This window comes from Paenibacillus sp. J22R3 (assembly GCF_056269305.1).
The window spans coordinates 1,700,838-1,724,047 of the sequence record NZ_JBWDNS010000001.1 but is presented as its reverse complement, the minus strand read 5'-3'; the positions used below and the strand labels follow the sequence as shown (position 1 = coordinate 1,724,047).

The following is a 23,210-nucleotide window of genomic DNA, read 5'->3' as shown; positions in this document are numbered from 1 at the left end:
GGGCGACGGGCATGATGAATAAGTTTATGAGTTTTCTCGGCCTGCAAGAGGAAGAGGAAGTCGTAGAACGCGAACGAATTGACAATCATGACGAACAAGATAATGAAACTTCTCCCTTCGAGCAACGTAAACAACCTGCAAAGGGAAATAATATCGTCAGTATTCATTCGCAGAAGAATGTGCGCGTTATTCTGAACGAACCCCGTTCGTACGAAGAAGCACAGGATATTGCGGACCACTTGCGCTCGCGTCGTTCGGTCGTTGTGAACCTGCAGCGTGTTCGTTCGGATCAAGCAGTGAGAATCGTTGATTTTCTCAGCGGTACGATTTATGCGTTGAACGGCGGCATATCGAAGCTTGGTCCTAATATTTTTCTTTGCACGCCCGACTCGGTTGAAATTCAAGGCGCAATAACGGAAATGCTGGCAGATGAGCAAGATTACAAAAAAATGAGGTGACCTTGAGTTGGACGTAGCAAATTTAATCTTAACCCTATCACAGATTTATCAGTATATGATCATTGCTTACGTACTGTTGTCATGGCTGCCGAGCCTGCGTGAGAGCTTCATCGGTGAATTATTGGGTAAGCTGGTTGAGCCTTATTTGGCACCATTCCGCAGATTTATCCCCAATATCGGCGGAGTGATTGATATCTCCCCGATCGTTGCCTTGTTTGCCCTTCGTTTCGTGGCCTTGGGATTGATTTCGGTCATCGAGATGTTTATCTAATGAAAAACGATATTTATGTCCATTTCCATCCGGATGAGCGGCCCTTCGTGGACCGCGCCTCGGAATGGATCGAACGAGCAGCATTCGGTCACGAAGTGAAAGTGACCGATTTTCTCGATCCAAGGCAGGCCGATATCGTAGCGTCGCTAGTCAATCGGCGTGCAGATGTTGGTCTTCGCTTTGTAGGCGGCTATGAAAGCGCTGAGCGTAGAAGGGCCATTATTGCACCTGATTACCGCGATCTCGAGAATGAGCCCGAAGGAATTGCTTTAATTGAAGTGACCGGCGGTACGCAAGGTCATCTGGAGCTGGATCATGGCGACTACCTGGGTGCACTACTTGGACTGGGTATCAAGCGTGATCGCATTGGCGATCTTCATGTACATGAGGACAGCTGTCATTGTTTAGTCGTCTCGGAAATAGCCGATTATATTAATATTCATTTGCGACAAGTCCACCGTGTTCACGTCCTAACGGACATCCTTCCGCTGCATCAGCTGCGCCCCGCGGTGTCCGCGATGGAAGAGATGAATTTGTCGGTGGCTTCTTTGCGTCTTGACGGTATCGCCAGCGATGTCCATCGGATCAGCCGAACCAAGATCGTGGACCCCATTAGGGCCGGCAGATGCCGCGTGAACTGGAAAGTAGAAGAGGATCCTTCCACGCCGCTCAAGGAAGGCGACGTCATTTCGATGCAGGGTCTTGGCCGTTTCAAAGTGCTTGTTGTAGAGGGGATTACGAAGAAAGGCAGAGTTCGGGTCAAAATCGGCAAATTTATCTAATCGTTTGCAGGAAAATGACTCCATCTGTCGAAATTAGAAGTAAACTCAGGAAGGATACGGCTTAAGGCGCTAGTCCCACACGGGGATACCCTAAGCATGGTCCCCTTCGACTACAATCAGGAGGTGCCCCAATGCCGCTTACGCCATTGGACATACATAACAAGGAATTTGGCAGACGACTTCGCGGATACGATGAAGATGAAGTAAATGAATTTCTTGATCAAGTCATTAAAGACTATGAGGCGCTCATTCGCGAGAACAAAGAAATTCAGAATCAGGCATTGTCCATGCAGGAGAAGCTGAATCATTTCTCCAACATTGAAGAAACGTTGAGTAAGACGATTATTGTGGCGCAAGAAGCGGCTGATGAAGTGAGAAGCAATGCGAAGAAAGAAGCGCAGCTCATCGTCAAAGAAGCCGAGAAGAATGCCGACCGCATCATCAATGAGTCGCTTAGCAAGTCCCGTAAAGTGGCGCTTGAAGTAGAGGAGCTTCGCAAACAAGCTTCGATCTATCGTGCCAGATTCCGGACACTCGTGGAAGCACAGCTTGAGCTGCTAAGCCATGACAGCTGGGATACATTGGATGGTCCGGCAAGCTTAACGAGTGAAATCGCCCGCGGCGTGTAATTATTGTTGCGAATGGTTTGACAATTGTTTAGGATTCGCGTATAAATGGTAATAATCAATCTATACGATCACTTCGTTGACGAGAACGAGTACGTTTCTGTAAGCACCACAGAGAGCCGGTATTTGCTGAAAGCCGGTGTGTGAACAGTTTCGGAATATCCTCTCTGAGAAGAACTGCCTAACCTTATGGATGCCATAAGCAGTAAGCAGTTCCGGAAGTCCACCGTTATTAGGAACTCGGATGCATGCATCCGTGACGAAGGTGCCAAGCATAGCGGCGCGTCCGTTTGCCATCTCTGTAAGAGAGCGGTGAGGAGGTACGTAGCTAGTCTTGGAACAAGGGTGGTATCGCGAGCTATAGTCTCGTCCCTTTACAGGGGCGGGGCTTTTTTTATTTTCCAGGAGAATGAAAGGGGTATGAGCGTATGCAACGCGTCGATGTCAAAGAGAAAGCAAGAAGTCGGGACTCAAGGGTACTGGCCAAATGGAGAGAAGAAGAGACATTTAAGCAGTCGATCACGAACCGGGAAGGCAAGCCGAATTTTGTCTTTTATGAAGGGCCGCCAACAGCGAATGGAGCTCCGCATATCGGTCACGTGCTGGGACGCGTAATCAAAGACTTCATCTGCCGCTACAAGACGATGGATGGCTACCGTGTCGTTCGTAAAGCAGGCTGGGATACGCACGGATTGCCGGTCGAGCTTGGTGTTGAGAAACAGCTGGGGATCTCCGGTAAACAGGATATCGAGAAATACGGCGTTGAAGCCTTCATCACGAAGTGCAAAAACAGCGTATTCGAATATGAGCGTCAATGGCGTGAGCTGACGGAAGCAATCGGCTATTGGACCAACATGGACGATCCGTACATTACGCTGAACAACAACTACATCGAGAGCGTATGGCATATTCTATCGACGATTCATGGCAAAGGACTGTTGTACCGCGGACACCGCGTTAGCCCTTATTGCCCATGCTGCCAAACGACATTAAGCTCCCATGAGGTTGCACAAGGGTATGAGGATGTTAAGGACCTTAGCGCTACTGTGAAATTCAAACTAGCGGATTCCGATGAGTACGTGCTCGCTTGGACGACAACACCTTGGACGCTCCCGGCGAACGTGGCGCTTGCCGTTAATCCGGATTTGGATTACGCACGCGTGCTGAAGGATGGTCAAGTGTATTTCGTCGCTGAAGCACTTGTAGAGAGCGTGATGAAAGGCGATTTCGTCCTCCAGTCCACTGTAAAAGGGGCAGAGCTGGTCGGCAAGAAATACGAGCCGCCATTCAAATACGCACAAATCGAGAACGGCCACTTCGTCATCCCAGGTGACTTTGTCAGCGATACGAGCGGTACAGGTATCGTTCACATTGCTCCCGCACACGGTGAAGACGACTACAAGGTAGCTCGTCAGAATGGCGTTAGCTTCTTGAACGTGGTGGACAATGCAGGTCGTTATCTCGATGTTGTTACGGATCTGGCCGGACGTTTCGTGAAAGAATGCGATGTCGACATTGTTAAGATGTTAAGCGAACGCGGCCTGCTCTTCTCCAAGGAACGTTATGAGCACAGCTATCCGTTCTGCTGGCGCTGCAAAACGCCGCTGATCTATTATGCAACAGACAGCTGGTTCATCGAGACAACCGCGGTTAAAGATCAGCTGATCGCGAACAACGCAGGCGTAGAATGGTATCCGGGCCACATCCGCGAAGGCCGTTTCGGTAAATTCCTCGAGGACTTGGTCGATTGGAATATCAGCCGTAACCGTTACTGGGGAACGCCGCTTAACGTATGGATTTGCGATAGCTGCGGCGGGCAGCATTCACCGGGCAGCAGAGCGGACCTGGTTGCGCGCTCCACATCGCCGATCTCGGAAGACATTGAGCTTCATAAGCCATACGTGGATGAAGTGAAGCTGCATTGCCCGCATTGCGAAGGCGGCGTGATGACGCGTACTTCCGAAGTCGTGGACGTTTGGTTCGACAGCGGCTCCATGCCATTCGCGCAATATCATCAGCCGTTTGAGAAGCAAGAGATCTTCGCTGAGCAATACCCGGCGGACATCATCTGCGAAGGCATTGACCAAACGCGCGGCTGGTTCTTCAGCTTGCTGGCTGTATCTACGCTGTACAACGGTAAGGCACCGTACAAAGCGGTTATTTCCACCGGTCATATCCTGGATGAGAATGGGCAGAAGATGTCCAAATCCAAAGGGAATGTTATCGACCCATGGGAAATCATTAACGAATACGGAACGGACGCATTCCGCTGGGCGCTTCTGGCTGACAGTGCACCGTGGAACAGCAAACGGTTCTCGCGCGGTATCGTAGGCGAAGCCAAATCCAAAGTAATTGACACCATCGTCAATACTCATGCGTTCTTCGCGCTTTATGCTTCGATCGACGGTTACGATCCTGCTGCACAACCGGCACGCGTATCCGCGAATAAGCTGGACCGCTGGATTGTATCCCGCCTGAACAGCTTAATTGTACAAGTGGAGAAGAGCCTGTCCGTCTACGACTTCCTCAACGCTGCGAAGGGCATTGAAACCTTTGTCGACGAAATGAGCAATTGGTACATCCGTCGTTCCCGTGACCGTTTCTGGGGCAGCGGGCTGACAGATGACAAGCTGGATGCTTACGGCACTCTTCGTACCGTATTGCTTACGGTTTCTCGCTTAATCGCGCCGTTCGCACCGTTGGTAGCCGAAGATGTATATACGAATCTCGGAGATGGCAGCAGCGTACATCTGGCGGACTATCCGAAAGCCGACGAAGCGGCGATCGATGAAACGCTGGAGCGCGATATGGAAACAGCGAGACAAATCGTCGAGCTGGCTCGCAATGTCCGCAACGAAACGGGCATCAAAACACGTCAGCCGTTATCGGAGCTTATCGTAGCGCTTGACAATGAATTTGACCTGTCGCCGTATGAAGCGATCATCAAGGATGAAATCAACGTGAAGTCGATCACGATTGCGAGCGGCGACACCGGATTCGTTGACTTTGCGTTCAAGTTGAACCTTAAAGTAGCCGGTAAGAAGTACGGCAAACATGTCGGACCGATCCAAGGCTACTTGAAGTCGCTGACGCCGGAGCAAACGAGCGGCATTATGAAAGCAGGCGTGCTGACATTCGCATCGCCGGATGGAGAGACGCTTGAGATCGCTCTTGATGAGCTGCTCGTAGAGAAACAGGCTAAATCCGGTTTTGCCTCGGCATCAGGCTACAACTTAACGGTTGCGATCAATACCGATATCACGCCTGAGCTGGAGCAGGAAGGTTTGGTTCGCGAAGTTATTCGTGCCGTGCAGGATACACGCAAGAAGCTTGATCTTCCGATTGAAATGCGCGTTCATCTTGTTCTGGATGTCGATGCGGAGCTGCTTGCAGCGCTGCAAGCCTTCGAATCCGTGCTGTTCGAAAGCGTTCTGCTGCGCAGCGTGGAGTACGGCAGCCAGGCGGATATGGAACGAGTATCGCTCGGAGAGAAAGAGATTGGAATTTCTGTCGTAAGGGTATAGTAACCTCATAACAGCAAACAACACGAACGCCCATGAAGACGAACGGCGAACGGCATAGTTGCCGCTTCCGAACTGCTGCATGGGCGTGATTCTTGTTTGCTTTAAGCCCTGGGGAGGGATCCTTCATGACAGAAGAAAATAAAGATTTAATCGGCGTTCGTCACGCTTTGGATGCGCTCGAGAAACGGCTGCAGAAAGTTGCCTCAGAGATGGAGCGTTCGCAGATCGCAGATTATGTGCAGCTCCTTAACCGACCATACTCGCTCATGTGGCGCAATTTGCTCGGCGGCACCGCGCGAGGGGTCGGAATCGCGATTGGATTTACGTTCTTTGCGGCAACGATACTCTATGTGCTGCAGCTGCTCGGTGCACTTAATTTGCCGATCATCGGCGATTATATTGCAGACATTGTCCGCATCGTCCAGCATCAGCTGGAGGGGAAGACTTATTAAGCGTAAGGACTTTATTGCTGTTCGAGCATATGATCGCCTTCCTCATGCTCCATATAGTTATAATATTCCCGATTGCGGACAACACTGATATGCTTGCCGGTAATGTCCGTGGCTAGGAAGCTTTCGAGCGGCTCCACATAGCCGTCGGCTTCGCCCGATTCGATGCCGATCTCGTCGTAAGAACGAACATTGGCATTCTCGGACATCGCAGGTGAGTCGGAGTTGCCCCAGCTCTCCACGATTTGCCAGGCATCTTCACCATCAAAGCCGTTGTATCCATCTTCGTGCTCATCCATGCTTGAGCGGCCAAATCCAGGTGCAAGGAATTGTTCCTCAACCGGACGGTGCTCAGAAATGTCTTGTCTGGGTGAATGCGCAACACAGTACAGTGAATCAGGCAGTGCTTGCAACCGTTCGAGCGGAATATCACTCCCGCATGTACGACAAGTCCCGTAGCTTCCTTCTTCCATAGCGGTTAGTGCAGCATCGATGCGGCTAAGATGAAATTCCTCTTGCTCATGAAGCGCGAGGTCTTTCCCGCGCTCATACGTCTCTGTAGCAGCATCCGCGGGATGGTTATCGTACGATGACAGATCACCGGATTCATCTTTGAGTGATGCGGAGAATCCATAATGCTCGCTGCTTGCTAGCCGCTGTTCAATTGCAGCTTTCTCCACGACAAGGCGGCTGCGTAAATTTCGTAGCTGGGTGTTCGTAAGGTTCGTCATGATGAGTGCCCTCTCTTCACATTGGCATGATGGCATACTTGATGTCGTTTAGTTTCCCAATAAAGGCGCTGTTTTAGAGGCGGGTATTCATGGATGAAATGGCAAAGGCATGCGGAAATTGTCCTAGTCTGCATGAGCTCTCCTATGCTACAATGTTGAGGACAAGGGGGCATGTGCGATGAAATATTATTACTATTGGCTAGCGGTTGTTGTTTTCGTAATTGACTATATTACCAAACAATGGGTTGAGAAAAGTCTCACGATCGGTGAAACTAAGCATGTGCTCGGCGATTTCTTTATCCTGACTTCCATCCGCAACAGAGGTGCCGCGTTTGGCATTCTGCAAGAGCAGCGTTACCTGTTTATCTTGATTACGCTTATCGTTCTAGGCGGTATCATCTGGTATATGATGAAGAACCGCGATTCCGGTAAAGGATTGCTGCTCGCAGGTCTTGGTCTCGTACTTGGCGGCGCACTTGGCAATTTCTTGGAGCGTGCGCTTTACGGCGAGGTTGTCGATTTCCTGCAGTTTACGTTCGGCAGCTATGTATTCCCAATATTCAACATCGCCGATTCCGGTATTTGTATCGGTGTAGGTATGATTTTGCTGGATGCGATTCTGACATCCAAGAGAGAGAACGGAGATTCAAAACCAAATGGACAAGAAGAACCTAATGGACAAGGGCACCAATTTATTCAATGATGAGTCTATGAGTTTTACCGCGATTGAAGCGGACGCCGGTGAACGGCTTGATAAATTTGTAACTGAAAGCATTGAAGAAGGCTCAGTATCCCGCACGATGGTGCAGGAATGGATTAAATCCGGCGCCGTTCTGGTCAATGAGCGTCAAGTAAAGTCGAACTACAAGCTAGCCGTGGCCGATGTGGTCACGGTTATTATTCCTGAACCGGAAGAGGCCGTAATTGAGGCGCAGAACATTCCGCTTGATGTGGTCTACGAAGATAGTGATGTTATTGTCATTAACAAACCGCGCGGCATGGTCGTTCACCCTGCACCCGGACATTATTCGGGAACAGTCGTGAATGCGCTCATGTACCACTGCAAAGATCTGTCTGGGATTAACGGCGTGCTTCGCCCAGGGATCGTACATCGGATTGATAAGGATACTTCCGGCCTAATCATGGCCGCGAAGAACGACCTGGCACATGCTTCGCTGGCTGCACAGCTTAAAGCCCATACGGTGACGAGAAAATATCTCGCCCTCGTGCATGGAACGATGCCGCATGAGCATGGCACAGTTGATGCGCCGATTGGGAGAGACCCGCAGGATCGGAAGGTCTTTATGGTGACTCAGCGGGGCAGTAAAGAAGCGGTCACGCATTTCCAAGTTGCGGAGCGCCTCGGTGATTTTACGCTGCTGGAGCTGAAGCTTGAGACCGGAAGGACACACCAGATTCGCGTGCATATGAAATACATCGGGCACCCGCTTGCAGGCGATCCGATTTATGGTCGGAATAAGACAATTGGTCTTAAAGGCCAGGCGCTTCATGCGGCTGTTCTGGGTTTCGATCATCCTCGTACAGGCGAGTACATGGAGTTTTCTACACCGATTCCACCTGACATGGAGCATGAGCTGATGATTTTGCGTCAACGTTAGTTGTGTAATAGTACAAACTTTTCACTAATTTCTTTATGTGGTTCAATGCTTACGTTGCGCTATGATAATTACAATCTGTAAGCAGTGACAATGAAAGGTGAGATGGATCGATGACTCAAATCAATCACAACTATACGCAGCTGCAAGGGAGCTACCTGTTCTCTGAAATTGCAAAGCGCCGTACTACATTTATTCAAAACAATCCGAACGCTCAAATTATCAGCCTTGGTATCGGCGACGTAACACGTGGTCTCCCGGATGCGGTAACGAAAGCGATGCACGCTGCTGTTGATGAGCTGGCGAATCCGGGTTCATTCCGCGGCTATGGCCCGGAGCAAGGCTACGACTTCCTCATTAACGATATCATTAACAATGACTATAAAGCGCGCGGCATCGACATCGCGACGAATGAAGTATTCGTCAGCGACGGTTCGAAGTGTGACGTGGGCAACATTCAAGAGATCTTCAGTCAAGATGCTGTTATCGCGGTTCAAGATCCGGTATACCCTGTATACGTGGACACGAATGTTATGGCTGGCCGTTCCGGCAAGTTCAACAAAGAAACGAACCAATACGAGAACATCGTCTATCTGAAGTGCGATGCGTCTAACAACTTCACGCCAAGCCTGCCGGAGCGGAAAGTTGATCTGATTTACTTGTGCTACCCGAACAACCCGACAGGTATGACCCTGTCGAAGGAAGAGCTGAAGCGCTGGGTTGACTTCGCGAAAGCGAACAACTGCATCATCTTGTACGATTCGGCCTACGAGGCATTCATTCAAGAAGCTGATGTTCCACGCAGTATCTATGAAATCGAAGGCGCTAAAGAAGTAGCAATTGAATTCCGCAGCTTCTCGAAGACAGCCGGATTCACAGGCGTTCGTTGCGCATACACAGTTGTTCCGCGCGAGCTGAAAGCGAAGGATGCGGACGGTAATGTGGTACTTGTAAATGATCTGTGGAATCGCCGTCATACAACGAAGTTCAATGGCGTATCTTACGTGACTCAACGTGGTGCTGCTGCGATCTACACACCGGAAGGCAAAGAGCAAATCGGTACGATCATCGATTATTACATGACGAATGCGGGCATTATCCGCGATGGTCTTGCGTCGCTTGGTCTAGAAGTGTTTGGCGGCGTTAACGCACCTTACATCTGGCTTAAGACTCCGAACGGTCTTGACTCATGGGCATTCTTCGATAAGCTTCTGTCTGAAGCGAATATCGTGGGTACGCCGGGTGTCGGCTTCGGTCAAAGCGGTCAAGGCTACTTCCGCCTGACAGCGTTTGGCAGCCGCGAGAATACGGAGAAAGCGGTAGAGCGGATTACAAAGCTTAGCCTATAGTAGAAGAAAACTTACGCAGCGTCTTCGGACGGGGCGTAAGTTTTTTCTTTATGGAGCAATATACATACTAATATACATACCATCGTATATAAATCCGGCATCTGTGCAAAAGAACCTTGACAGCTTTTGTCGAACGTGGGATAATTCTAAAGATAAAAAAAATGTACCTTTAACTCAGTCCAGAGAGGCTGGCAAGGTAACGTGAATCGTTTATTCGCATCTTATAGCAGGACAACTTCCCACTGGCGCTGTGTGCGCAAGTGTAGCTTGTCTAACGGCTGAGATGCGAGTCTAATGAACGTGAAACTCCTTGCGCACCCGCAAGGAGTTTTTTTGTGTGATAGTTGTTGATGGCATGGACTCAAGGAGGCGGAAGAAGCGCATGGATGAGCAGCATCGAGTCATTATGGATGAGACGGCAATACGCCGCGCGCTGACTCGAATTGCCCATGAAATTGTCGAAAAGAACAAAGGAATCGACAATTGTGTACTCGTAGGCATTCGAACGCGCGGCATCTATTTGGCACAACGTATCGCGGAACGGATTCATGAAATTGAAGGACTTCCGGTCGAAGTACAAGAGCTCGATATCACCTTGTACCGCGATGACCGCGAAGCAGGCAGTTCAGGAGCAGCACAAGGTAATGCGACGTCCGTGAGTGTGAAGAATAAACGAGTCATCCTCTTCGATGATGTTCTCTACACAGGCAGAACCATCCGAGCAGCTATGGATGCGTTGATGGATATGGGCAGACCGCAATCGATACAGCTCGCCGTGCTGGTTGATCGAGGGCATCGCGAGCTGCCGATCAGACCGGATTATGTAGGGAAGAACGTACCGACCTCTAAACAGGAGCAAATCGAGGTTTTTCTCCAGGAAGTCGACGAGAACGATCAAGTGACGATTATCCATTAAGGGGGTAGGCTTTAATCATGACAACCGCAACATTAGTCAAGCAGAGAAGCTTGCTGGGACTTAAAGAACTGAGTAAAGAAGAAATCAGCTCCATCTTGGACCGCGCCGCTTACTGGGAGGCAAGCTCGAACAAAGTCGAACAGGTTCAGCAAGGCAAGTTTGTAGCCAATATGTTTTTTGAGAACAGCACAAGAACGAGATTTTCCTTCGAGGTTGCCGAGAAACGACTCGGTACGGAAGTGCTAAACTTCTCCGCCGCGGTCTCGAGCGTGCAGAAGGGCGAATCGATTTACGATACGGTGCGCACGCTTGAATCCATGGGAATCGACGCAGGCGTCATCCGTCTTAAGCCAATCGGCGTTCTGGCCGAACTGGCACAGAAAATTAAAGTGCCTCTAATCAACGCAGGCGATGGAAACAACGAGCATCCGACACAGGCGCTGCTCGACCTATATACGATGCGCAAACAGTTCGGCGAGCTGAAAGGGTTAACGGTTTCGATCGTCGGAGATATTCAGCACAGCCGGGTTGCGCGCTCCAATTTGTACGCTTTGCAGAAGTTTGGCGTCAATGTCCGCTTCTGCGCTCCCGATTCGATGAAGGCAGCAGAGCTTGACGCCCCGTATGTTTCGATAGAAGAAGCGCTTCGCTCCGATGTCGTCATGATGCTGCGCGTGCAGTTGGAACGTCATGAGAGCGGCATAATAAGCTCAGCAGAATCATACCGCGAGCAATTCGGATTGACGGAAGAACGAGCAGCGACATTAGCGCCGCACGCCATCATCATGCACCCTGCACCAATCAATCGCGACGTTGAAATCGACGATGCACTGGTTGAACATCCGCAATCACGCATCTTCCCGCAAATGGCCAATGGCGTACCGATTCGGATGGCGGTCATCGAACGAGCACTAGCATAATAACTGTGGAAGCCGAAAGGAGAAAACGATCATGGCAATATGGATTTTAAACGGACTCGTTTGGGACGAACAGACAGGTGAGACAGCACGAAAGCACGTTCGAATTGAGAATGGACTGATCGCTGCGATTGCCGATGCGGCTTCCGGTGAGCCGGATACTACCGGCCACGACATTATTGATGCGCAAGGAAAGCTTATCTCCGCAGGTTTTATCGACATGCATGTCCATCTGCGCGAGCCGGGCTTCGAATATAAAGAGGATATCGCAAGCGGTACGCGCTCCGCGGCAAGAGGCGGTTTCACAACAATCGCATGTATGCCAAACACGCGTCCCGTAACGGACACGCCGGAGACAGTGCGCTACATACTGGATAAGGCTAAGAGCGCAGGAATCGTTAACGTGCTGCCTTATGCAGCCATTACGAAGAATGAACTTGGCCGCGAGCTGACAGACTTCGCAGCACTCAAAGAAGCAGGCGCGATCGGGTTTACCGATGACGGTGTCGGCGTACAGAACGCACAAATGATGAAAGATGCGATGAACCTGGCTGCTTCAATGAACATGCCGGTTATCGCACACTGCGAAGATGATTCGCTAGTTGTCGGAGCAGCGGTAACGGAAGGCAAGTTCGCAGCGGCGAACGGTCTTAAAGGAATTCCGAATGAATCCGAAGCGATTCATGTAGGACGCGACATTTTGCTGGCAGAAGCTACAGGGGTTCACTATCATGTGTGTCACGTAAGCACGGAGCAATCGGTTCGCTTAATCAGAATGGCTAAGCAAATCGGCATTAAAGTTACCGCCGAGGTTTGTCCGCATCACTTGATTCTCTCCGATGAGGATATCCCAAGCATGGATGCCAATTGGAAAATGAATCCTCCGCTGCGCACACCGCGCGACGTACAAGCGGTTATCGAAGGGCTTGAGGATGGCACGCTGGACATGATCGTTACGGACCACGCGCCGCACAGTGCGGAAGAGAAGGCACGCGGCATGATGCTGGCGCCTTTCGGCATCGTCGGTTTCGAAACGGCATTCCCGCTTATGTATACGAAATTCGTCAAGACAGGCAAATGGTCGCTAGGCTTCCTGCTTAAACGAATGACATCGGACCCGGCGCGCGTCTTCGGACTTCGCAGCGGTGTTCTGGAAGCAGGCGCACCTGCTGATCTGACCATTGTTGATATCGAGAATGAGCGTGAGGTTAACCCAGAGAGCTTCGCATCGAAGGGCAGAAATACACCATTTGGCGGCTGGAAGTTGTCCGGCTGGCCGGTAGTCACCATCGTAGACGGAAATATCGTTTGGACAGAGCAGCAAGAATAGTAAGCAACTTGATAACTAGGAGTGATACGGATGCAAGCAAGATTGTTGTTAGAAGACGGCACGCTGTTTACAGGACTCGGCTTTGGCGCTGAGGGGCAATCCGCCGGCGAGGTTGTTTTTAATACAGGGATTACAGGTTACCAAGAGGTGCTTTCCGATCCGTCCTACTGCGGACAGATCGTAACGATGACCTATCCTTTGATCGGGAACTACGGCATTACGCGCGATGATTTCGAGGCGGTACGCCCCTACATTCACGGCTTCGTCGTTCGCCGCCATGAACCGGTACCAAGCAACTGGAGAGCGGAATACACGCTTGATCGTTTGCTTAAGGAATACGGCATCATCGGAATCAGCGACATCGATACACGGATGCTGACTCGTAAGCTGCGCCACTACGGCACAATGAAAGGGATGCTGACAACAGGCAATGAGCGTATTGAAGAGCTTGCCGAGCGTCTGTCCCTGACACCGCTGATGCGCGATCAAGTAGCTCGTACATCGACGAAGAGCATCTTCTCCAGCCCAGGCGAGCGCGAGCGTATCGTACTGGTCGACTACGGCGCGAAGAGCGGTATCCTCCGCGAACTTACGAAGCGCGGTTGTGATGTAGTCGTGGTTCCTCACGATACAACAGCAGAGCAAATCCGTCGCCTGAACCCGGACGGCATCCAATTGTCGAACGGCCCTGGGGATCCGAAGGATGTACCGCATGCGGTTACGATGATTCAAGAGCTGCTTGGCGAATACCCGATCTTCGGGATCTGCCTTGGCCATCAATTGTTCGCACTTGCTTGCGGCGCCGATACGGATAAGCTAAAGTTCGGTCACCGCGGTGGTAACCATCCGGTTAAAGAACTGGCAACAAGCCGCTGCTACATCACTTCGCAGAATCATGGTTACACGGTTCTAGAGGGTTCCGTAGCCGGAACGAAGCTGGAAGTTACGCATATCAACAACAATGACAAGACCATTGAAGGCTTGAAACATAACGAATTCCCTGCCTTCTCGGTTCAATACCATCCGGAAGCTGCACCGGGACCTTACGATTCCAGCTACCTGTTCGATGAATTCCTAGAGATGATTCGTGAACATAAAAGAAACAACCCGCAAAAGCCTCGTCAAGCACAATTGGCGGCATCATTGAGAGGAGAGCTGCAATATGCCCAGAAATAATAAGCTGAAGAAAATTCTCGTTATCGGTTCCGGCCCTATCGTCATCGGGCAAGCTGCAGAGTTCGACTATGCTGGCACACAAGCTTGCCAAGCGCTTAAAGAAGAAGGTTACGAGGTTGTTCTGATCAACAGCAACCCGGCTACAATCATGACGGATACGAACATGGCTGATAAGGTATACATCGAGCCGATTACACTTGAGTTCGTCACTCAAATTATCCGTCAAGAACGTCCGGATGGTTTGCTGCCGACACTTGGCGGCCAAACCGGTCTTAACATGGCTGTTGAACTGGCGCGTGCCGGCGTACTGGAACGCGAGAACGTTCAATTGCTTGGTACACAGCTTACAGCAATCGAGAAAGCGGAAGACCGTGATTTGTTCCGCGATCTGATGCGCGAACTGGAGCAGCCGGTACCTGAGAGCGTTATTGTAACAACGGTGAACGAAGCTGTAGATTTCGCAAACGAAATCGGTTACCCTATCATTGTTCGTCCGGCCTATACGCTGGGTGGAACAGGCGGCGGTATTTGCGCAAACGAAGAAGAGCTGCTTGAAACGGTAGCTTCCGGTATTCGTTACAGCCCAATCGGCCAATGTTTGATCGAGAAATCGATCGCAGGCATGAAAGAAGTCGAGTATGAGGTTATGCGCGATGCGAACGATAGCTGTATCGTCGTTTGTAACATGGAGAACTTTGATCCGGTGGGCGTACATACAGGCGATTCCATCGTCGTAGCGCCAAGCCAAACGTTGTCCGACCGCGAATATCAAATGCTGCGTTCGGCTTCGCTGAAGATCATCCGCGCACTGAACATCGAAGGCGGCTGTAACGTACAGTTCGCATTGGATCCGTTCAGCTACCAATACTATGTGATCGAAGTAAATCCGCGCGTTAGCCGATCGTCGGCGCTTGCGTCCAAAGCGACAGGCTACCCCATCGCGAAGATGGCTGCCAAGATCGCAATCGGCTACACGCTCGACGAAATCGTCAACCCGGTTACCGGTCAAACCTATGCATGCTTCGAGCCGACGCTGGATTACATCGTATCCAAAATCCCGCGCTGGCCGTTCGATAAATTCATCTCGGCAAACCGCAAGCTGGGCACTCAAATGAAAGCGACAGGCGAAGTTATGGCAATCGGCCGTACCTTCGAAGAGTCGATTCATAAAGCGGTTCGTTCCCTGGAAATCGGCACACACCGCATTCACCTGAAAGAAGCACATGAGCTGCAAGATGATGTGCTGCGCCTTCGTCTGGCGAAGCCGGATGACGAGCGGATGTTCCTCGTAACGGAAGCATTCCGCCGTGGCTACAAGCTGCAGGACATTCAAGATCTAACGAAAATCGACTGGTGGTTCCTTGATAAAATCGAAGGCATCGTCGCATTCGAAGCAGAGCTTCGCAGTGCATCCGTGCTGACGAACGATCAGCTGTACGCTGCGAAACGCAAAGGCTTCTCTGACCGCTCCATTGCAGAGATCCGTCGTGAAGGCAACCATACAACATTAATCAACGAGTTGGAGTTGCGTCAGCATCGCCTTGAGCAAGGCATCAAACCGGTATACAAAATGGTTGATACTTGTGCGGCTGAGTTCGAAGCAACGACACCTTACTACTACTCGACGTATGAAGTAGAGAATGAAGTAACGGAAACAACGAAACAGAAAGTGCTCGTTCTTGGCTCAGGCCCGATCCGGATCGGCCAAGGTATCGAGTTCGATTATTCGACTGTACATGCGGTATGGGCGATTCAGAAAGCCGGCTACGAAGCGGTAATCATCAACAACAACCCGGAAACCGTATCGACGGATTTCAGCACTTCCGATCGACTGTACTTCGAGCCGCTCTTCTACGAGGATGTTATGAACGTCATCGAACAAGAGAATCCGATTGGCGTTATCGTTCAATTCGGTGGTCAGACGGCGATCAACCTTGCGGCTCCATTAACTAAAGCAGGCGTTCGCATCTTGGGCTCCAGCCTGGAGAGCATTGATGCTGCTGAGGATCGCAAGAAGTTCGAGGTGCTCATGAATGAGCTGAACATCAAGCAACCGAAAGGCAAAACAGTCATTTCCGTGGATGAAGCGGTTGAGGCTGCACAAGGCCTAGGTTATCCGGTGCTTGTTCGTCCTTCGTACGTCCTAGGCGGACGTGCTATGGAAATCGTATATTCCGACGAAGAGCTTCTCACGTACATGGTACAGGCGGTGAAAATCAATCCGGAGCATCCGGTACTGATCGACCGTTACATGCTGGGCAAAGAAGCAGAGGTTGATGCGATCTGTGATGGCGAAACCGTTCTGATCCCGGGGATCATGGAGCATGTTGAGCGCGCAGGGGTTCACTCTGGCGACTCGATCGCGGTGTATCCGCCGCAATCCATTTCGACGGAATTGCAGCAGAAAATGGTCGAAATCACGATCAAGATCGCTAAAGGCTTGAACGTTATCGGATTGGTTAACATCCAGTTCGTTATCTTCCAAGACGAAGTCTATGTAATCGAAGTAAATCCGCGCTCCTCGCGTACGGTTCCGTTCCTGAGCAAAGTAACGAACATTCCGATGGCGAACCTGGCTACGAAGGCAATTCTGGGCGAGAAGCTTACTGACCTTGGTTATGAAACAGGTCTGTGGCCTGAAGATGACTATGTATCGGTTAAAGTACCTGTCTTCTCCTTCGCGAAACTGCGCCGCGTTGACCCTACGCTGACGCCGGAAATGAAATCGACCGGTGAAGTTATGGGCCGCGATCAACAATATGCGAAAGCTCTGTACAAAGGTTTGGTTGGCGCTGGCATGCGTATCCCGCCAACAGGCTCCATCATTGCTACGGTAGCGGATAAAGACAAACCGGAAGCGATTGAAATTCTGCGCGGCTTCTACGAGCTTGGCTATAACATCGTCGCAACGGGCGGCACTGCAACGGCGCTTGAAGAAGCGGGACTGCGCGTACAAACGGTGAATAAGCTGAGCGAAGGCTCGCCGAACATCTTGGATTTGATCCGCGACGGTAAAGCACACTTCGTAGTGAACACCTTGACGAAGGGTAAAACACCTGAGCGCGATGGGTTCCGTATTCGCCGCGAAGCGGTTGAGAACGGCGTCGTATGTATGACATCGCTCGATACCGTTCGTGCGCTGCTTAACATGCTGGAGACCATTAACTTCTCCTCGCGTCCAATGCCTGTACTTGCAAAGAAATAACCAATAGAATGGCCGTAATTGGCCGCGAAAGCCTGCCTTCAAGCAGGCTTTCGCCATGCCTGTATAGACATAGGGAAGGGGCTGACACTGATGAAACTTAGCAGAGAAGAAGCGGCTGGCCGTATTATGGTTGCACTGGATTATCCGGATGCTGCAGCAGCAGAAGCGTTGGTCAACAGCTTAGAAGGCATTCCATGCTACATGAAGGTTGGTATGCAGCTGTTCTATGCGGCAGGTCCTAGCTTCGTGATTGGACTTAAGGAACGCGGCTATAAAGTGTTCCTGGATTTGAAGATGCATGATATTCCGAACACGGTCAAAGGCGGGGCGAACAGCATTACGAAGCTTGGTGTCGATGTGTTTAATGTGCATGCAGCAGGCGGCGTGGAAATGATGAAAGCAGCGATGGAAGGTGTGGAGCAGGCGCTTGCGAGTGATCCCACATTGGCTCGGCCTCTTGTCATTGCCGTAACACAGCTGACAAGCACAAGCAAACAAGTCCTCAACGAAGAGATCGGAATCAGCGGTTCGGTTGAAGAAGCTGTCGTTCGTTACGCGCAGCTGGCGAAACAAGCCGGACTTGGCGGCGTTGTGGCATCACCACAGGAAGTACAAACGATTAAAGCGGCTTGCGGAGCGGATTTCCGCACGATTACGCCGGGTATTCGCCCGGCAGGAGCTGCTTTGAATGACCAATCGCGCATTATGACGCCTAGTGAGGCGATTGAGCAAGGTACCGATTATATGGTTATCGGAAGACCTATTACAGCTGCCGAGAACCCGCGGCTTGCATTGGAATCCATTATTGAGGAGCTGATCTGATTGACTACACCTGTATTGGAACAATTACCACGCGAGATTGCCAAAGGATTGCTGCAAATTAACGCCGTTGCACTTCGCCCGAATGAGCCGTTTACATGGACAAGCGGCATGAAATCTCCGATCTATTGCGATAACCGCCTTACGATGTCCTACCCGGAAATTCGCGACCTGATTGCAGAAGGATTTGCGACGGTTATCCGCGAGCAATTCCCGGATTGCGAAGCAGTTGCCGGTATCGCAACAGGCGGCATCCCGCATGCGGCGTGGGTGGCGCAGAAGCTGAACCTGCCGATGCTCTACGTACGTGACAAAGCGAAGGGCCATGGCAAGACGAATCAGATCGAAGGTGCTTTCAAGCCGGGGCAAAAGGTTGTCTTGATCGAGGATTTGATCTCCACAGGCGGCAGCTCGTTGAAAGCCGCAGTTGCCGTTCGTGAAGCCGGGTGCGAGGTGCAAGGGGTTGTAGCCATCTTCACCTATCAATTCCCGAATGCAATCGCGGCATTCGCAGAGGAAGGCATTCCGCTTGCGACGTTGTCGAACTATTCGGCGCTGATCGAAGTTGCAGCTGAGCAAGGGATTGTTCAGCAGAGCGATATCGCGGTGCTGCAGTCGTGGCGCGAGAATCCACAAGCATTTGGCGTGTAATAGGTTGGGATGTGTGGTCCGGAGCAGCTGCTCCGGATTATTTTTTTTTGTTTACAATTGCTCTGAAATGTTTCATCCGTCTCTTAATCAGGTTATATTTAGTTTACACACGTCATAGACTAGCTTATACCAAATAAGAGATTGCGAGGAAGCCACTTATGAATACGATGTATGAAAGGCTGCTCAGATCAACAGAGGATTTGCTTTATCGTGTGCGCATTTACGATCGTAACTTGACCAGAAGCGAGGAAATCACGCAATTGGATGAGGCTTATGGGTTGGTGAGCACGGCCCTGCTTCGTTCTCAAGGCAGTGATGATCATAGTATGGAATTTTTTGCCTCACGACTGCAGCAAGTTAGACTGCGCTTAATCACGATGATGGAGGATCTCCTTCATCCTGCATAACGGTTTACGAGCTTCCGGAAAAATGTCTTGCCAACCTCTGAAACGGCTGGTAATATGTTACATTAAACGGAAGGGTTTCTAGGGATCCGCACATGGCGAACCGAGCGAAACCGGCAAACGACGATATGTCATGCTACACCGTAGGGATAAAAGACCTTCGGCAAGTTCCGCCTTACAAGGATAAGGCGGTGCTTGCAGGAGGTCTTTTTTGCTTTACCGTAGCACCGTACGCAGACAGGGGGAGAGCACAATGACGACAGCAGCGTTGCAGACACATGGATTAAGCAAGAGCTTTGCCGTAAAGCGCAAAGATGCCGGACTATCGGGAAGCTTCCGCTCGCTCATTCGGCCGCAATGGGAAGAGAGAGTGGCCGTAAGGCAGATCGACCTGACTGTTGCCAGAGGTGAACGGGTCGCTTTTCTAGGACCGAACGGGGCAGGTAAATCGACAACGATCAAGATGCTGACGGGGATTCTCCACCCGACCTCCGGCGAAGCGCAAGTGCTGGGATTAACGCCATGGCGGGAGAGGACGAAGCTGGCTTATCGAATTGGCGCTGTATTCGGGCAGAAATCGCAGCTGTGGTACCACTTGCCGCCGATCGATACGTTTGACTTGATCAGTCGGGTTTATGAGCTGAACCGAAGCGACTATCTAGACAGGCGAGCAGATTTAATTGAGCGTTTCGAGCTGGGGCCTTACTTGAATATTCCTGTTCGTAAGCTCTCGCTCGGCGAGCGGATGCGCTGCGAGATCGCGGTTTCCTTCCTGCACAGGCCGCAGCTATTGTTTCTGGATGAACCCACGATAGGGCTTGATGTCGTAGTGAAGCAGCGCATTCGCGAGCTGATCCTGGAAGTGAACCGCGAAGAGGGAACGACGGTTTTCCTGACTTCTCACGACGCGGGAGATATGGAGGAGCTTTGCTCGCGGGCTGTCGTTATCCATCATGGCGGGATTTTGCTCGATGCGCCTGTTGATCGGTTGAAGCGAGAAGTGCTCAGCCGCAAAATCATTTCGCTTACCTTATCCGATCATTACGTTGTCGGTATGCTTCCCGATCTTCAAGGCATGGAAATCCTCCAATCGGAGGGGCGCCGGTTGAAGCTGGCCGTGGACCTGAAGCAAGTCGGCATTGAATCCGTTGTCAGTGCGTTAATGGGCAGGTTCAAGCTGGACGATATGACGGTCGAGGATCCGCCAATGGAAGAAATCATTACGCATATCTATGGGTCGGGAGGGTAGCGCGATGGCCATTCGAAACTTGGACCCTTTATGGGTACGACGAAGCAAGAAGATTGGAGCCGTTGCGCAAATCACGATGCGGCAGCAAATGGCCTATAAGACGGATTTTATAATGCGGGCGTCGTTTCTGCTGCTGATCTTGTTTGTGTTCGTTCAGCTGTGGAGTGCTGCCTATGACGGAGACAGCACCCGCGTTATTAATGGTTATACGCTGAAGCAGATTATTTGGTATTTGGTATTCACTGAGGCGATTACGATGGGCGTGCCAGCCCTATGTACGGCCATCGAGAATGAGGTGAAGAGCGGCGATATTGCGATCCGCCTCATCAGGCCCATCTCGTATGTCGGCTATCAATATGCCGCGTATCTATCTGAAGCGGTATTCCGATTCTTCATCCACTTGGCGGTTGGCAGCATTATAGCATGGACGTTCGTAGGCCCGCCGAATTTTGGCCTTGGCTGGGCAGGCCTTCTGTCTCTTACGCTAGGGGCACTCACAATTGCATTTCTGCTGAACATGATCGTTGCTTTGTGCGCCTTCTGGGTAGAGGAGACGCGCGGGATGGAATTTGTGCTGCATAAGCTGCAATTCACAGTCGGAGGCATGCTGCTGCCGCTTGATCTGATGCCGGAGTGGCTGCAGCGCATATGCGCGTGGCTGCCTTTCCAGGCGATGTTATATTTTCCGGCAAGAACGGCAGTGAACTATGGATCTGCCTCCTTACTGCAGCAAATTTCCATTCAGGCAGCTTGGATTGCAGTGCTGACTTGTTTCACGATCATGATGTACCGGAGAGGAGTGACCAAGCTGCATGTCAACGGCGGATAAACGAGAGCGGGAATATGAGAAAGACCACATGCAGACGCCGCTCGGGATGATGCGGTTTCTGCTAACATGCTGGAAAGTCAATCTAGCATCCTCGATGGAGTATCGCATGAGCTTCTTCCTGCTCGCGGGGATGATGTTTATTAATAATTTCATGTGGTTGTTCTTCTGGACCCTGTTCTTTGATCGGTTCCAGGTAGTGAACGGATGGAATTTATCGGATGTGATGATGCTGTGGGCTGTTGGGGCAGGGGGATTCGGCTGGGCGAATATGCTATTTGGCAATTTCCATCGCATTGCTACGGTGGTCTCCAGCGGTCAGCTCGATGTGTATTTATCTCAGCCGAAGCCTGTGCTGCTTCATGTATTGGCCAGTCGAATGTCGCTAACGGCTGCAGGAGATTTTCTGTTCGGGCTGGCCGTGTACGCATGGGTTGGCAATCATACCTTGCTTGGCGCGGTGCAGTTCGGACTGGGGCTGCTTATAAGCGGCTTGATCTTTATGGGCGTCATGATTATAGCCGGCAGCTTCGCGTTCTTCTTCGGCAATTCCGAGGGAATAGCAGGCCAAGTGTTCAATAGCTTCGTGGCGCTCTCGACGTATCCTTCCGGGATCTTCCGCGGTGCAGCCAAGCTGCTCTTGTTTACACTTGTTCCGGCAGGGTTCATCAGCTACCTGCCGATCGGGTTGATGCGTGATTTCGATCCGGTCTTCTTCTGGCAGGCGATCGCGATGACGCTCGGATTATTGACAGCAGGTACGTTGATATTCGGGGTCGGACTCAAACGGTACACATCAGGCAATGCCATAGCTATGCGAGGATAGGGCATCATTCACGTTCATTGTTCTCCTTCCCTGGACCGAGACCAATTCCCTCCACAGGCGGTTCTTGCTTTTATTTGCCAATGATAAAGTAAAGGGAGAGGTCGGCGAGAAGGAAGGGGAATGATGGCTGGTGACAAAGCATGAGGCAGGCGAGACGGTACTTACCGTAGAGGATCTGCGCAAGTCATTCGGAGGAACGGTTGCGGTGGACGGGATTAGTTTCTCGGTGAAGAAAGGTGAGGTTTTCACCATTATCGGACCTAACGGGGCAGGCAAAACGACGACGCTTGAAATGATTGAAGGGCTGCAGGAGCCTGACCGCGGGTCGGTGACCGTAATGGGCATGAATTGGGCAGCCAACAAGTCTCAGATTAAGATGGCAATCGGCGTACAGCCTCAAACCAGCGCGTTGTTCGATTTGCTGACGGTGGAGGAGAACCTCGAAACCTTCGCTTCCTTCTACAACAGACGGCGGCCGACAGACGAAATATTGAGTTATATCAACATGGCCGATCATCGGAACAAAAGGGTCAAAGCACTCTCCGGCGGTCAGAAACAGCGGCTGGCTATCGGGCTTGCAATGATTAGCGATCCGGAGCTGATCTTCCTGGATGAACCGACGACAGGGCTGGATCCTCAAGCCAGACGCAACATTTGGGACATCGTACTGAAGCTCAAAGCGATTGGCAAAACCACGATCCTTACGACGCATTACATGGAGGAAGCCGATAAGCTGAGCGATCGCGTGTGTATCGTGGATCAAGGCCGAATCGTAGCGCTGGATACGCCGAAAGCATTAATCGGCCGTCTTACGAAGGAGCGGGAGATTCATCTCACGTTTACCGGCGGGGAAGAGCACGCTTCGCTGGCGGAGCATATTGCACTGGGCAACACGGCCGTAACGCGCGTGAAGCGAAGCGGCGATCATCTGGTTGTTTGGTCGCTGCAGCCGGAGGAGACGCTGTATCAACTGTTTGGTTTTACATCCCAGCAGAGCATCGGAGTCGAGCAGGTATCCATTCGCGAAATGAGCTTGGAGGACGTCTTCATCGCGTTCACCGGCAAAGAATGGAGGGACTGAGCCC

The 23,210-nt window shown here is 51.2% G+C and carries 22 protein-coding genes and 1 other annotated feature; of the genes, 21 read left to right on the top strand and 1 reads right to left on the bottom strand.

Features of this window, described 5'->3' with window-relative positions:
* Positions 1 to 11 precede the first annotated feature (11 nt).
* The 6 genes from AC0YN4_RS08120 to AC0YN4_RS08095 all read left to right on the top strand — a co-directional run bounded on the left by AC0YN4_RS08120 (position 12) and on the right by AC0YN4_RS08095 (position 6,113).
* Entirely contained in the window at positions 12 to 458 is a 447-nt protein-coding gene (locus AC0YN4_RS08120) for a cell division protein SepF (RefSeq protein WP_091219483.1), read from the top strand.
* Positions 459 to 465: 7 nt separating this feature from the next.
* The gene (locus tag AC0YN4_RS08115) at positions 466 to 729 is read left to right on the top strand and encodes a YggT family protein (protein ID WP_091219480.1); all 264 of its coding nucleotides are present in this window, start codon (positions 466 to 468) and stop codon (positions 727 to 729) included.
* Complete coding sequence (locus tag AC0YN4_RS08110; RefSeq protein WP_475779221.1) at positions 729 to 1,511, top strand: YlmH family RNA-binding protein; 783 nt, start codon at positions 729 to 731, stop codon at positions 1,509 to 1,511. The genes AC0YN4_RS08115 and AC0YN4_RS08110 overlap by 1 nt, the downstream gene beginning before the upstream one ends.
* A 131-nt stretch (positions 1,512 to 1,642) precedes the next feature.
* Positions 1,643 to 2,140: a DivIVA domain-containing protein gene (locus AC0YN4_RS08105; protein WP_090979776.1), complete on the top strand. Its 498-nt coding sequence runs from the start codon at positions 1,643 to 1,645 to the stop codon at positions 2,138 to 2,140.
* A gap of 67 nt (positions 2,141 to 2,207) precedes the next feature.
* Positions 2,208 to 2,514 (top strand) — a binding site (T-box leader).
* Positions 2,515 to 2,565: 51 nt separating this feature from the next.
* Positions 2,566 to 5,661: an isoleucine--tRNA ligase gene (gene ileS, locus AC0YN4_RS08100; RefSeq protein WP_475835530.1), complete on the top strand. Its 3,096-nt coding sequence runs from the start codon at positions 2,566 to 2,568 to the stop codon at positions 5,659 to 5,661.
* Between the two features lie 125 nt (positions 5,662 to 5,786).
* Positions 5,787 to 6,113 carry a DUF5665 domain-containing protein gene (locus AC0YN4_RS08095; RefSeq protein WP_090979772.1) on the top strand — a complete coding sequence of 109 codons (327 nt, stop codon included), beginning with the start codon at positions 5,787 to 5,789 and terminating at the stop codon, positions 6,111 to 6,113.
* 11 nt (positions 6,114 to 6,124) lie between these two features.
* Here AC0YN4_RS08095 and AC0YN4_RS08090 read toward each other — a convergent pair whose 3' ends face one another.
* Positions 6,125 to 6,841, bottom strand: coding sequence for a TraR/DksA C4-type zinc finger protein (locus AC0YN4_RS08090; protein ID WP_475779223.1), 717 nt, complete (start codon positions 6,839 to 6,841; stop codon positions 6,125 to 6,127).
* Between the two features lie 178 nt (positions 6,842 to 7,019).
* Between AC0YN4_RS08090 and lspA the strand changes: the two genes are divergently transcribed.
* The 15 genes from lspA to AC0YN4_RS08015 all read left to right on the top strand — a co-directional run bounded on the left by lspA (position 7,020) and on the right by AC0YN4_RS08015 (position 23,206).
* Entirely contained in the window at positions 7,020 to 7,544 is a 525-nt protein-coding gene (gene lspA / locus AC0YN4_RS08085; RefSeq protein ID WP_475779224.1) for a signal peptidase II, read from the top strand.
* A complete protein-coding gene (locus AC0YN4_RS08080; RefSeq protein WP_475780075.1) occupies positions 7,516 to 8,460 on the top strand; it encodes an RluA family pseudouridine synthase in 945 nt (314 codons plus the stop codon). The genes lspA and AC0YN4_RS08080 overlap by 29 nt, the downstream gene beginning before the upstream one ends.
* 110 nt (positions 8,461 to 8,570) lie before the next feature.
* Positions 8,571 to 9,806 carry an LL-diaminopimelate aminotransferase gene (locus AC0YN4_RS08075; RefSeq protein ID WP_475779225.1) on the top strand — a complete coding sequence of 412 codons (1,236 nt, stop codon included), beginning with the start codon at positions 8,571 to 8,573 and terminating at the stop codon, positions 9,804 to 9,806.
* Positions 9,807 to 10,188: 382 nt separating this feature from the next.
* Positions 10,189 to 10,722, top strand: a complete 534-nt coding sequence (pyrR, locus tag AC0YN4_RS08070) for a bifunctional pyr operon transcriptional regulator/uracil phosphoribosyltransferase PyrR (RefSeq protein WP_475779226.1) — start codon at positions 10,189 to 10,191, stop codon at positions 10,720 to 10,722.
* Between the two features lie 17 nt (positions 10,723 to 10,739).
* Positions 10,740 to 11,642: an aspartate carbamoyltransferase catalytic subunit gene (locus AC0YN4_RS08065; protein WP_475779227.1), complete on the top strand. Its 903-nt coding sequence runs from the start codon at positions 10,740 to 10,742 to the stop codon at positions 11,640 to 11,642.
* A gap of 31 nt (positions 11,643 to 11,673) precedes the next feature.
* Complete coding sequence (locus AC0YN4_RS08060) at positions 11,674 to 12,969, top strand: dihydroorotase (protein ID WP_475779228.1); 1,296 nt, start codon at positions 11,674 to 11,676, stop codon at positions 12,967 to 12,969.
* A 30-nt stretch (positions 12,970 to 12,999) separates the two neighbouring features.
* Positions 13,000 to 14,145 carry a glutamine-hydrolyzing carbamoyl-phosphate synthase small subunit gene (gene carA, locus AC0YN4_RS08055; RefSeq protein ID WP_090979756.1) on the top strand — a complete coding sequence of 382 codons (1,146 nt, stop codon included), beginning with the start codon at positions 13,000 to 13,002 and terminating at the stop codon, positions 14,143 to 14,145.
* Positions 14,132 to 17,350, top strand: a complete 3,219-nt coding sequence (gene carB / locus AC0YN4_RS08050) for a carbamoyl-phosphate synthase large subunit (protein ID WP_475835529.1) — start codon at positions 14,132 to 14,134, stop codon at positions 17,348 to 17,350. The genes carA and carB overlap by 14 nt, the downstream gene beginning before the upstream one ends.
* A 90-nt stretch (positions 17,351 to 17,440) precedes the next feature.
* Complete coding sequence (gene pyrF / locus AC0YN4_RS08045; RefSeq protein WP_475779230.1) at positions 17,441 to 18,172, top strand: orotidine-5'-phosphate decarboxylase; 732 nt, start codon at positions 17,441 to 17,443, stop codon at positions 18,170 to 18,172.
* Positions 18,173 to 18,820, top strand: coding sequence for an orotate phosphoribosyltransferase (pyrE, locus tag AC0YN4_RS08040; RefSeq protein WP_475835528.1), 648 nt, complete (start codon positions 18,173 to 18,175; stop codon positions 18,818 to 18,820).
* Between the two features lie 158 nt (positions 18,821 to 18,978).
* Positions 18,979 to 19,227 (top strand): hypothetical protein, encoded by a 249-nt coding sequence (locus tag AC0YN4_RS08035; protein WP_475779232.1) that lies wholly within the window; start codon positions 18,979 to 18,981, stop codon positions 19,225 to 19,227.
* A 250-nt stretch (positions 19,228 to 19,477) separates the two neighbouring features.
* Positions 19,478 to 20,473, top strand: coding sequence for an ABC transporter ATP-binding protein (locus AC0YN4_RS08030; protein WP_475779233.1), 996 nt, complete (start codon positions 19,478 to 19,480; stop codon positions 20,471 to 20,473).
* Between the two features lie 4 nt (positions 20,474 to 20,477).
* On the top strand, positions 20,478 to 21,302 hold the full coding sequence (locus AC0YN4_RS08025) for an ABC transporter permease (protein ID WP_475835527.1): 825 nt from the start codon (positions 20,478 to 20,480) through the stop codon (positions 21,300 to 21,302).
* Complete coding sequence (locus AC0YN4_RS08020) at positions 21,286 to 22,125, top strand: ABC transporter permease (protein ID WP_475779235.1); 840 nt, start codon at positions 21,286 to 21,288, stop codon at positions 22,123 to 22,125. Before AC0YN4_RS08025 ends, AC0YN4_RS08020 begins: the two co-directional genes overlap by 17 nt.
* 130 nt (positions 22,126 to 22,255) lie before the next feature.
* Positions 22,256 to 23,206, top strand: a complete 951-nt coding sequence (locus tag AC0YN4_RS08015; protein ID WP_475835526.1) for an ABC transporter ATP-binding protein — start codon at positions 22,256 to 22,258, stop codon at positions 23,204 to 23,206.
* The last annotated feature ends 4 nt before the right edge of the window (positions 23,207 to 23,210 follow it).